We start from the raw sequence: 10,005 nt of genomic DNA on the forward strand, positions 1-10,005 counted from the left end.
GGCCCCGGCCAAACACATCCACCCAGCCGGGCACCCACGACAAACGACCGGGCTCTGAAAACGGCCAAGCCCACCCAAGCACCCCAGCGAAACCCAGTCTCAGGACACTACGGCCGCACCGGCTGCGCCGGCAGCACCCGACCGACCACTTCGGACACCGTTTGCAGCGGACCGGTGCCCAGCCCGTCGGGCAGCGTCAGCGCCACGTACACCGGCCGGTCGACGGCGAACCACGTCGACGCCCCGGTGCCCTCGACCGGCAGCCACTGCACCCCGGAGACCACGCGGAGCTGCGCCGTCGGCGTCAGCTCGCCCGGTTTCGACAGGCCGCAGCGCAGCACCACCGGCTCCGCCACCCGGTCACCCCACACGACCGCCCCGGCCGGGGCGGGGTCGGCGACGGGCAGCTTCTCCAGCGTGCCGTCGCCGTTGGGCAGCGCACCGGTGAGCTGCCCGACCAGGGACGCGCACGACGGCGACCCGGCGTCCGGCGCCTCCACCGGGACCAGGCCGACCGGGCCGGTGCGCGGGGCCGCCATGGGATTCGATGCGGTGGGGTCCTGCGCGGCGGTGTCGGCGGGTCCGAGGAACCGGCTGGCCAGCACGACCCCGGCGACCAGCAGCGCCACCAGGACCGCGGCGGCGACCACCGCGCGGCGGGACGGTCCGGCGGCGGGGGCGGGGGTGGTCGGGGCGTTCACCGCCCCAGTGGACCACGCCTCAGAGGTGCACCACCGGGCAGGTCAGCGTGCGCGTGATGCCCTCCACGTTCTGGATGTTGGCGACCACGAGCTGCCCCAGCAGGTCCACGTTGTCGGCCTCCGCGCGCACGATCACGTCGTAGGGCCCGGTGACGTCCTCGGCCGTGGTCACCCCTTGGAGCCCGGCGATCTCGGACGCGACCGCGGCGGCCTTGCCGACCTCGGTCTGGATCAGGATGTATGCGTGCACCACGGCGCGCCCCTTCGCGGCTAGGTGTCCCCAAGAGGTAGGAACGTGTCCAGCAACGTACCCCAGACGCGGTTTCGGTGGGGGGTCCGAAAGTCGGTGATCGGAGGACATGGGTGCGACCTGAGATCCCGGGGGCCCCGGAGACGGTCGCCGACGTCGGCGAGTTCGGGCTCATCCGGCGGCTGACCGAGGGGCGGGTCCAGCCCGCGGCCACGCTGCTGGGCCCCGGCGACGACGCCGCCGTGGTGACCGCGGCCGACGGCAGGGTCGTGGCCAGCACGGACGTGCTGGTGGAGGGCGTGCACTTCCGGTTCGACTGGTCGGACCCGGCTCAGGTGGGGCGCAAGGCGGTCGCGGCGAACCTGGCCGACGTGGCGGCCATGGGCGCGGTGCCCACCGCCGTCCTGGTGGGCCTCGCCTGCCCGGCGACCACGAAGACCACCGTCCTGGAGGGGCTCACCGACGGCATGTGGACCGAGGCCCGGCGGGCGTCGGTCGGGGTGGTCGGCGGCGACATGGCGACCGCCCCGGTGCTGGTGATCTCGATCACCGCGCTCGGCGAGCTGCGCGGTCGCGCACCGGTCACCAGGTCCGGGGCCAGGCCCGGCGACGTGCTGGCGGTGTCGGGCAAGCTCGGCTGGAGCGCGGCCGGGCTGGCCGTCCTCAAGCGCGGGTTCCGGTCCCCGGTCAACGTCGTGGCCGCCCACCGCTCACCGGAGCCGGACTACGCGGCCGGACCGCGGGCCGCCGACGCCGGTGCCACCGCGATGCTCGACGTGTCCGACGGCCTGCTCGCCGACCTCGGGCACCTGTGCGCGGCCTCCGGCGTCGCCGTCGACGTGCGGTCGGACCTGGTCGAGGTGCACCAGCGGCTGATCGACGTCGCCTCCGCGCTCGGCGGCGACCCCCGGCACTGGGTGCTCACCGGCGGCGAGGACCACGCGCTGGCCGCCACCTTCCCCGACCCCGACGCGGTGCCCGACGGCTGGCGCACCATCGGCACCGTCACCCGACCCGGCACCGGCCCCGCGGTGACCGTCGACGGCAGGCCCTACCCAGGGGCCACCGGCTGGCAGCACTGGCGCTGACCGTCGGGGTGGTGGGACACAATCGGGTGGTGCGCATCGAAGTCCTCACCTACGACCACCCCGATTCGACCACCCTCATCGCCGAGGTCCAGCAGGAGTACGTCGTCCGCTACGGCGACGTCGACCTGACCCCGGTCGACCCGGCCGAGTTCGCCCCGCCGCACGGGCTGTTCCTGGTCGGCTACCTCGACGGCGTCGCGGTGGCCACCGGCGGCTGGCGCCGCCACGGCGAGCACGACGCCGAGATCAAACGCATGTACGTCAACGCTTCCGCCCGCGGCCGGGGACTGGCCAGGCGCGTCCTGGCCGAACTGGAGGACACCGCGCGGGCGGCGGGCCTGCGCAGGCTCGTCCTGGAGACCGGCGACGAGCAGCCGGAGGCCATCGCCCTGTACCGGTCCGCCGGTTACACCCCCGTGCCCCCGTTCGGCTACTACGCCGACGAGGAGGGATCGGTCCACCTCGGCAAGGAACTCCGGTCGCTGGGGACCGATCACGACACCCGAGTGAGTGACGAACGGGTCGGCACACCCGAGTAGGCTCCAACGCCGTGCCACAACCGCTGTCCGAGACCGTCGAAGCCGGGTGGGCCGAAGCGCTCGCCCCCGCCGCCGACCAGATCGCCACCATGGGCGAGTTCCTCCGCGCGGAGATCGCCGCGGGCCGCCGCTACCTCCCGGCGGGCGAGAACGTCCTGCGCGCCTTCAAGCAGCCCTTCGCCGACGTCCGGGTCCTCATCGTCGGGCAGGACCCCTACCCCACCCCCGGCCACGCCGTGGGCCTGTCCTTCTCCGTGGCCCCGGACGTGCGGCCCATCCCCAAGAGCCTCATCAACATCTACAAGGAGTACCAGGAAGACCTCGGCCTCCCCCTCCCGTCCAATGGGGACCTCACGCCGTGGGCCGAGCACGGGGTGCTGCTGCTCAACAGGGCGCTCACCGTGGAACCGGGCAAGGCCAACTCCCACCAGGGCAAGGGGTGGGAGCAGGTGACCGAGCAGGCCATCCGGGCGCTCGCGGCGCGCGGCGGCCCGCTGGTGGCCATCCTGTGGGGGCGCAACGCGCGCAACCTCAAGCCGATGCTCGGCGACGTGCCCGCCATCGAGTCGGCGCACCCCAGCCCGCTGTCGGCGCACGCCGGTTTCTTCGGGTCGAAGCCGTTCAGCCGGGCCAACGCGCTGCTCGTCGAGCAGGGCGGCGAGCCGGTGGACTGGAAGCTCCCGTAGAACCGGTTGTTCGCCCCCGCTAGCGTCGGACGCGTGCGCAACACCAGGGACCTGGTCCTGATCGCGTCCGGGGCGGGGGTGTCGCTGTTCGGGTCCGCGGTGACGCTGCTCGTGCTCCTGGTGCACTTCAAGGAGTTCGGGGCGTTCGCGGTCACCGCGGTGCTGATCGCCGAGTTCCTGCCCATCGCGCTGGGCGCGCCGCTGGCCGGGCTGCTGGTCGACCGGCTGCCCAACCGCAGGCTGATGATCGCCGGGCAGGTGCTCCAGGGCGCCGCCGTGCTCGGCATCGTGGCGACGCTGGGGAACTTGGCCGCCACGCTGGTGCTGCTGTTCGCCCTGGGGTGCGGCACGGCCGTGGTCAACCCGGCCGCCGCGGCGCTGGTGCCCGCCGTCGTGGGGGAGGACGGGGCCACCCGCGGGTACTCGTGGATCGCCACCGGCCGCGCCCTCGGCACGCTCGCCGGGTCGGCGGCGGGCGGGGTCCTGGTGGCCGCGCTGGGCACCGAGCGCGCGCTGCTCGTCGACGCCTGCACCTACGCGGTGCAGGCGCTGGGCCTGTGCCTCGTCCGCGCCGAGCGCCGCCCGGAACGCGGCGGGGGGCGGGTGCGGGCGGCTGACGGCATCCGGCACCTGCGGGCGGACCGGGTGCTGAGCACGTCCGCGACCTGCCTGGCGATCGCGTGCCTCGGGGTCATGTTCACCGAGGTGGCGAACGTGTTCTACGTCACCGACGTGCTCGGCGGGGACGTGGTGCTGCTCGGGGTGCTGCACGCCTGCTGGATGGTCGGGATGCTCGTCGGCGTCCGTTTGGTCACCGGGCTGCGGACCGCCACGGCGCTGCTGGTGGGCCTGGGGTCGTCCTGCGCGGTGATGGGCGCCGCGATGGTGCTGCCCGCCGCCGTGCCGTTCACCGCCGCCGTGGTCGTCGGGTACGCGCTCGGCGGGATCACCAACGGGGCGCAGAACGTGATCAACCAGGCGCTGGTGCGGTTGCGCACCCCCGACGCCCTGCGCGGGCGCGCGTTCGCCGCGATGGGGTCGGTGCTGATGACCGCCAACGTCACCGGGATGGTCACCGGCGGGGTGCTGACCGGGTTGGTGGGGCCGCGGTGGACGTTCGCGCTCGCGGGCATCCCGGCCGTCCTGGTCGGACTCGCCTCCGTCGCCGTGGCCCGCGGTCGGGTGGCGTCCAAGTTCAACGCCTGAGGGGTGCGCACAGCGAACCGGCGCCCGGGGCCTGGTGGCCTCGGACGCCGGTCGGGGATCTGCTGCGGTGACTCGCTCAGCCGCGAACGACCTTGCCCGCCTTCAGGCAGGAGGTGCACACGTTCAACCGCTTGCGCTGGGAAACGCCGGTCTTCGCGTGCACGGTCTGGATGTTCGGGTTCCACCGGCGGTTGGTGCGCCGGTTCGAGTGCGAGACCGACTTGCCGAAGCCTGGCCCCTTGCCACAGACGTCGCACACGGCAGCCACGTCGACACTCCTTCAGGTTGCGGGTGCCCGGCCGGTCGATTCCTCGACCACTGCGGGCGCACGTACGAGAGCCCAGGCGGGCCCAGGCGGTCTGCACAGGGTAACCGGTGCCCCGCCGGTGCTCCAAACCGGGTGGGTGCCCACCGGTGGTTACCCTCGCCGGAGGGGACCGACGAGCTGGGAGGCCCGGTTGCTGGAGGCACTCGACGCGGCGGCGGTCCGGCGGTGGGCCGCGGCGTGCGTCGGCGCCCTGGACGCGCACCGGGAGGCGATCGACCGGATCAACGTCTACCCCGTGGCCGACGGGGACACCGGGTCGAACCTGCTCACCACGGTCCGCGCGGCCCTGGAGGCGCTGCTGCGGGCCCCGGTGACCGAACGGGCGGACGCGGGCGGGGCCTTCGGGGTGCTGGCGACCGGGGCGCTGGCGGGGGCGCGGGGCAACTCCGGGGTGATCGTGTCGCAGGTGCTGCGCGGCATGGCCGAGGCGGTGCGGGAGCAGCCCGTCGTCGAGGGGGAGCACCTGCGGCGGGCGCTGCGGCGGGGGGCGGAGCTGGCCACCGCGGCGATGGCCGAGCCGGTGCCCGGCACCATGATCAGCGTGCTGTCGGCGGCCGCGGCGGCGACCGGTGGCGAGGGGCTGCACGGGGTGGCCCAGGCCGCGGTGCGGGCGGCCGCGGTGGCGCTGGAGCACACGCCGCGCCAGCTCGACGCGCTGGCAGACGCCGGGGTGGTCGACGCGGGCGGGCGCGGGGTGGTGGTGCTGCTCGACGCGCTGCTGGCCGTGGTGCAGGGGCGGGAACCGGACCTGCGGGACGCGGGCACCACCGTCGCCCGGCCGGTGAACCCGCACGTGGCGCCTCGGGAGGCGGGGTCGGACCTGTACGCCTACGAGGTGATGTACCTGCTCGACGGGGTCGACGACGCCACGGCGGGCGCGCTGCGGGAGGTGCTCGTCGGGCTCGGGGACTCGGTTTCGGTCGTCGGCGACGGGGCCGGGCTGTGGACCGTGCACGTGCACTGCAACGACGTCGGCGGGGCCGTCGAGGCCGGGGTGCGGGTGGGCAGCCCGCGGCGCATCCGGGTGGCCCGGTTCGCCGACGCCGCCCCGGACGGCCCTGCCCGGTTCACCCGCGACCGCGCCGTGGTCGTGCCCGTGCGCGGGGAGGGGCTGGCGGAACTGCTGCTCGCCGAGGGGGTGGCCGTGCTGCGCGTCGGCGACGGGGAGGAACCGACGCCGTACGAGCTGACGCAGGTGATCACGGCCACCGGCGCCGCGCACGTCACCGTGCTGCCCGGGCACCCGCTGCTGATGGAACTCGCCGACGAGGCCGCGATCCGGGCGGTGGCCGGGGGGCAGGACGTGGTGGTCGTCCCGTGCGCCTCCCCGGTGCAGGTGCTGGCGGCGGTCGCCGTGCACGACCCCCGCCGCAGACCGGCCGACGACGTGGTGGCGATGACCGAGGCCGCCGCCGCGACCCGCCGCGGGGAGGTGCGGGTGGCCGTCGAGGACGCGATCACCTGGGCCGGACCGTGCCGCGCCGACGACGTGCTGGCGCTGGCCGACGACGAGGTCGTGCTGGTGGAACCGGGGCCGCCCGGGGTGGAGGCGCTGGCCAGGGCGACCCGCGCGGTGGCGCGCAGGCTGCTGGCGGCGGGCGGGGAACTGGTGACCGCGCTGCTCGGCCGCGACGCGCCGGAGGGGCTGGCCGACGGGCTGGCGGCGTTCCTGCGCGCCGAGCGCCCCGAGGCCGACCTGGTCGTGTACGCGGGTGGGCAGGCGGATTCGGTGCTGCTGCTCGGGTTGGAATGACCCGCCCCGGTGACCCGCTGTGGACGGGCCGCGACCGCTGTCGGTGGGGGTCGACATAATCGGCCGGTGACCGAGGCAGTGCGGGAAGTGGAATCGCGGGAAGTGGGTGGGCAACGGCGATGGCGTCGCTGAGCGACCGGCTGGACCGGGTGGTGGGCAAGAAGTCGGCGGACGCGCTGGCCGCCGCGTTCACCCTGGAGACCGCGGGGGACCTGCTGCGCCACTACCCGCGCCGCTACGCCGAGCGCGGGCAGCTCACCGACATCGCCGGGCTGGAGGTGGGCGAGCACGTCACGGTGATGGCCAAGGTCGTGTCGGTGACCAAGCGGCAGATGAAGACCAAGCGCGGCTCCCTGGTCGAGGTCTCGCTGACCGACGGCAGGCGCTCGCTGGACTGCGCGTTCTTCAACCAGCCGTGGCACCTGGACAAGCTCAAGCCCGGCACGAGCGCCCTGTTCGCGGGCAAGGTCACCGCCTTCCGCCAGAAGCTGCAACTGGCCAACCCGGACTACCAGCTCCTCGACGCCGACCCGGAGTCCACCGACGGCGCCCCCGCCGTGGAGGAGTTCGCCGGAGGTCTCATCCCGGTCTACCCGGCCTCGGCGAAGATCCAGTCGTGGCAGATCGCCCAGTGCGTCCAGCAGACCCTGGCGATGCTCGACGAGATCGAGGACCCGTTCCCCGAGGAGCTGCGCAAGCGCCTGGACGTCGCCGAGTACGACGTGGCCGTCCGCGCCATCCACCGCCCCGCTGAGTGGGACGACCTGGAGACCGCGCGCAAGCGCTTGAAGTGGGACGAGGCCCTGTCCCTGCAACTGGCGCTGGCCCAGCGCAGGCAGACCGCCGCGGCCCGCCCGGCCCCGGCCTGCCCGCCCCGCCCCGGCGGCATCCTGGACGCGTTCGACCAGCGCCTGCCCTTCACCCTGACGGCGGGGCAGAACGAGGTGGGCGCGGCCATCGCCGCCGACCTCGCGGGCGAAGCCCCGATGAACCGGCTGCTGCAGGGGGAGGTCGGCTCCGGCAAGACGATCGTGGCGCTGCGGGCCATGCTCCAGGTCGTCGACTCCGGGCGGCAGGCGGCGCTGCTGGCCCCCACCGAGGTGCTGGCCGCGCAGCACGCGCGGTCGCTGACCGAACTGCTGGGCGACCTGGCGAGCGGGGGGCAGTTGGGCGGCGCGGAGAACGCCACCGCGTTGACCCTGCTGACCGGGTCGCTGTCCACGGCCCAGCGCAAGCAGGCGATGCTCGACGCCGCCAGCGGCGCGGCGGGGATCGTGGTGGGCACGCACGCGCTGATCCAGGACAAGGTCGCGTTCGCCGACCTGGGGTTCGTGGTGGTCGACGAGCAGCACCGGTTCGGCGTGGAGCAGCGGGACGCGCTGCGGGCCCGGGCGGGGGCGCTGAGCCCGCACGTGCTGGTCATGACGGCCACGCCGATCCCGAGGACCGTGGCCATGACCGTGTACGGGGACCTGGAGACCTCGTCGCTGCGTGAGCTCCCGGCGGGTCGCTCGCCGATCTCGACGACCGTGGTGCCGGTGGCGGAGAAGCCCGCGTGGCTGGACCGGGTGTGGCAGCGGGTCCGCGAGGAAGTCGCCGCGGGGCACCAGGCCTACGTGGTGTGCCCCCGCATCGGGGACGAGGACTCGGCTGTGGCCGATGACGGGTCGGGGCGGCGGCCGCCGTTGGCCGTGGCTGATGTGGCGCCTGATCTGGCGGGGGGTGCGCTCGCCGGGCTTTCGGTCGACGTCCTGCACGGGCGGATGGCGGCGGAGGACAAGGATCGGGTGATGCGGGGGTTCGCCTCGGGGGCGGTGGACGTGCTGGTGGCCACGACGGTGGTCGAGGTGGGGGTGAACGTGCCGAACGCGACGGCGATGGTGATCCTGGACGCCGATCGGTTCGGGGTGAGTCAATTGCACCAGTTGCGGGGGCGGGTGGGGCGTGGGTCTGCTGCGGGGGTTTGCCTGCTGGTGACGGAGATGATCGGGGGGACGTCGACCCGGGAGCGGTTGGACGCGGTCGCTTCGACGTTGGACGGGTTCGAGTTGGCTCGGCTGGACCTGGAGTTGCGGCGGGAAGGGGATGTGTTGGGGTCTTCGCAGTCGGGGACCAAGTCGGGGTTGAAGATGCTGTCGTTGTTGCGGGATGAGGGGATCATCGCTGACGCGCGGGTGGTGGCTCAGGCGTTGATCGCTGATGATCCGGGGTTGGGGGCTTATCCGGGGTTGGCGGGGATGGTGGCTCAGGTGGTGAACGCTGAGCGGGCGGAGTACTTGGAGAAGGCTTGATCCTGCTTGCTCGCCTGCGGCGCTGCTGGGCTGCGGGGCTTGTGGGTTGGTGAAAAGCGCGGGCCTGACTTCGGGGGTCGCTGTGGCGTGGTGAAGAGCAGGAGCCTGGCCTCGGGGGTCGCTGTGGCGTGGTCAAGAGCAAGGGCCTGGCCTCGGGGGTCGCTGTGGCGTGGTGAAAAGCAAGGGCCTGACCTTGGGGGCCGCGATTGTTTAACTCTGCGAGCGCGGCGTCAAGGGCGCCTTCGGCGTCGGCTTCGCCGATGGCCTTCGGCCACCCTTGACACCGCGCTCGCAGAGCTAACGGCGGCCGGGACAAGTTCGGGCCCTCCCCCTAGGCCATGGGTTTGTTGCTCGTGGGAGGGGGGTGCTGGTGGCGGGGGTGGTGGCTTTGGGGTGGCTTGTGACGGGCGTGCGGCCGGGTGGGTGTGGGGGTTTGGCGTTGGGTGGCGGGCCTGCGTTTCGTTGCAGACCAATGGCTTTCAAGGCCGGTGGACAGCGAAGTGGCCCCCGGCTGGTGCCGGGGGCCACTTGCTTGTCGCTCACGTTTTTACTTGCTCACTGCTCACTGCTCACTGCTCACTGCTCACTGCTCACTGCTGGCGGCCTGAGGGCTGCTGGGCTGTGATCAGCGGCCGGTGCGGGCGGGGGTGCCGTTGGTGTTCGAGGGCTTCTGCTGCTCGGCGGCCGTCTTGAGGGCTTCGGGCTTGACGGTTGCTGCGCCCTCGGCCTTGGTGAACATGTCGGTGAAGTGCTTCTTGGCCTCTTCGAGGATCGAGAAGGTGTTGGTGACCTGCTCGGAGACGCGCTTCTCGAACGCGTCGGCCTTGGAGTGGCGGTCGTTGGCGTCGGCCAGTTTGGTTTCGGCTTCGGAGACGAGGCGGGCCGCGTGCTTCTCGGCCTGTTCGCGCTGGGACTTGAGTTCCGCCTCGGTCCTGGTGCGCTGGTCGGCGACGGACCTCTCCGTGTCGGCCTTGTGCTTCTCGGCGTCGGCGATGAGCTTCTCGGCCTGCTTCTCCGCTGCCTCGCGCTGGGACTTGAGTTCGGCGTCGACCTTGGCGCGCAGGGCGGCGATGGACTTCTCGGTGTCCGACTTGAGCTTCTCGGTGTCCGCGACGAGCTTGGCGGCTGCCGCTTCGGCCTGTTCGCGCTTGGCCTTGAGGTCG

General features: G+C 73.3%; 9 protein-coding genes and 1 pseudogene. 6 read left to right on the plus strand and 4 right to left on the minus strand.

Annotated features, from left to right (window positions below):
- Positions 1-107: 107 nt before the first annotated feature.
- Together UO65_RS18310 and UO65_RS18315 are read right to left on the minus strand one after the other, a co-directional pair.
- Entirely contained in the window at positions 108-701 is a 594-nt protein-coding gene (locus UO65_RS18310) for a DUF3515 domain-containing protein (protein WP_052021327.1), read from the minus strand.
- Between the two features lie 19 nt (positions 702-720).
- Positions 721-954 carry an Lrp/AsnC ligand binding domain-containing protein gene (locus UO65_RS18315; RefSeq protein ID WP_035284199.1) on the minus strand — a complete coding sequence of 78 codons (234 nt, stop codon included), beginning with the start codon at positions 952-954 and terminating at the stop codon, positions 721-723.
- Between the two features lie 110 nt (positions 955-1,064).
- On the opposite strand from UO65_RS18315, the gene UO65_RS18320 reads away from it, so the two are divergent.
- Genes UO65_RS18320 through UO65_RS18335 form a run of 4 tightly spaced genes read left to right on the plus strand, consistent with a single transcriptional unit; the run spans position 1,065 to position 4,470 of the window.
- Complete coding sequence (locus UO65_RS18320) at positions 1,065-2,039, plus strand: thiamine-phosphate kinase (RefSeq protein ID WP_035284201.1); 975 nt, start codon at positions 1,065-1,067, stop codon at positions 2,037-2,039.
- A gap of 29 nt (positions 2,040-2,068) precedes the next feature.
- Complete coding sequence (locus UO65_RS18325) at positions 2,069-2,578, plus strand: GNAT family N-acetyltransferase (protein ID WP_035284212.1); 510 nt, start codon at positions 2,069-2,071, stop codon at positions 2,576-2,578.
- Between the two features lie 11 nt (positions 2,579-2,589).
- The gene (locus UO65_RS18330) at positions 2,590-3,264 is read left to right on the plus strand and encodes a uracil-DNA glycosylase (RefSeq protein WP_110081727.1); all 675 of its coding nucleotides are present in this window, start codon (positions 2,590-2,592) and stop codon (positions 3,262-3,264) included.
- A gap of 33 nt (positions 3,265-3,297) precedes the next feature.
- Positions 3,298-4,470 (plus strand): MFS transporter, encoded by a 1,173-nt coding sequence (locus UO65_RS18335; RefSeq protein ID WP_035284202.1) that lies wholly within the window; start codon positions 3,298-3,300, stop codon positions 4,468-4,470.
- Between the two features lie 76 nt (positions 4,471-4,546).
- Here UO65_RS18335 and rpmB read toward each other — a convergent pair whose 3' ends face one another.
- A complete protein-coding gene (gene rpmB / locus UO65_RS18340; RefSeq protein ID WP_035284204.1) occupies positions 4,547-4,738 on the minus strand; it encodes a 50S ribosomal protein L28 in 192 nt (63 codons plus the stop codon).
- A 193-nt stretch (positions 4,739-4,931) separates the two neighbouring features.
- Between rpmB and UO65_RS18345 the strand changes: the two genes are divergently transcribed.
- Positions 4,932-6,551 carry a DAK2 domain-containing protein gene (locus tag UO65_RS18345; RefSeq protein ID WP_035284217.1) on the plus strand — a complete coding sequence of 540 codons (1,620 nt, stop codon included), beginning with the start codon at positions 4,932-4,934 and terminating at the stop codon, positions 6,549-6,551.
- A 119-nt stretch (positions 6,552-6,670) separates the two neighbouring features.
- Positions 6,671-8,842: an ATP-dependent DNA helicase RecG gene (gene recG, locus UO65_RS18350; protein WP_035284206.1), complete on the plus strand. Its 2,172-nt coding sequence runs from the start codon at positions 6,671-6,673 to the stop codon at positions 8,840-8,842.
- A 625-nt stretch (positions 8,843-9,467) separates the two neighbouring features.
- Here recG and UO65_RS36810 read toward each other — a convergent pair.
- Positions 9,468-10,005: pseudogene (locus UO65_RS36810) on the minus strand (hypothetical protein); the annotation flags it as partial.

It is taken from the genome of Actinokineospora spheciospongiae (assembly GCF_000564855.1).
Lineage (GTDB): Bacteria > Actinomycetota > Actinomycetes > Mycobacteriales > Pseudonocardiaceae > Actinokineospora > Actinokineospora spheciospongiae.